We start from the raw sequence: 1,021 nt of genomic DNA, 5'->3' as shown, positions 1-1,021 counted from the left end.
ACGAAGACGCGGGCGACCCGCGGCGTGACCTGCGTCAGCATCTCCAGCCATTTGCCGGCCAGGGGGCCGTCATAATCGGTGAAGCCGGTGATGTTGCCGCCGGGATGGGCGAGGTTCTGGACAAAACCCTGGCTGACGGGATCGGTCACCACGGCGAACACGATCGGGGTCGTCGCGGTGCGCTTGCGCAGCTCTTCGACGGAGGGCGTGCCGACCGCCAGCAGGATGTCGGGCTTGAGCGCGATCAGCTCGTCCGCAAGCCGCGCGATGCGCGCCCGGTCGCCGCCGCCGCTGCGCCAGTCGACCTTGAGGTTACCGTGCTCCTTCCAGCCATGCCCGGCGAGCGCCTCGACCAGGATGGCGCTGCGGGTCTGTCCGACCGCATCGTCATCGGCCGTGACGGTGAGCACGCCGAGCCGGCGCGTCGCGTTCGACTGCGCCAGTGCCGCCGGCGGCAGCGCGGCGATCGTCCCGAGAAGCGCCAGGACCTCGCGGCGGTTCATCGGGCGCCCCTCAGATCCAGACTCATCATATCCAGCCTTATATCYAGCCTTGGAGCTCGCGCAGCACCAGGGTGCGGATCACGTCCATGCCCGGCTCGCTGTCGTTGAGGCAGGGGATCGCGGAAAACTGCTCGCCGCCATTGTGCCCGAAGATCTCGGCATTCTCCTGCGCGATCTCCTCCAGCGTCTCCAGGCAGTCGGCGGCAAAGCCCGGCGTCACCACCGCGATGCGGCGCACGCCTTCCTTGGCGAGACGCTCCATCGTCTTGTCGGTATAGGGCTGGAGCCACTCGTCATTGCCGAAGCGCGACTGGAAGGTCAGCAGCAGTTTCGAGGCGTCCATCCCGAGCCGGCGGCGCAGCGCCTCGGTGGTGGCGACGCAGTGGCCCTGATAGGGATCGCCCTTGTCGACATAGGATTTCGGCATGCCGTGGAAGGAGGCGACGATCAGCTCCGGCTTGAACGGCAGCGTGGCGAGATGCGCCTCGATCGAGGTCGCGAGCGCCTCGATATAGGCC

The 1,021-nt window shown here is 67.6% G+C and carries 2 protein-coding genes; both read right to left on the bottom strand.

Annotated elements, in window-relative coordinates:
* Positions 1 to 503: ABC transporter substrate binding protein (locus tag ACXJL8_RS41915; RefSeq protein WP_456687129.1), on the bottom strand; the 503-nt coding region annotated here is incomplete at its 3' end.
* A gap of 37 nt (positions 504 to 540) precedes the next feature.
* Positions 541 to 1,021, bottom strand: a 481-nt coding sequence (hemH, locus tag ACXJL8_RS41910) for a ferrochelatase (RefSeq protein ID WP_456687128.1), incomplete at its 5' end; no start/stop codon positions are given.

Source organism: Bradyrhizobium sp. P5_C11_2 (genome assembly GCF_054049755.1).
This window is presented reverse-complemented; position numbering and strand designations above follow the sequence as displayed.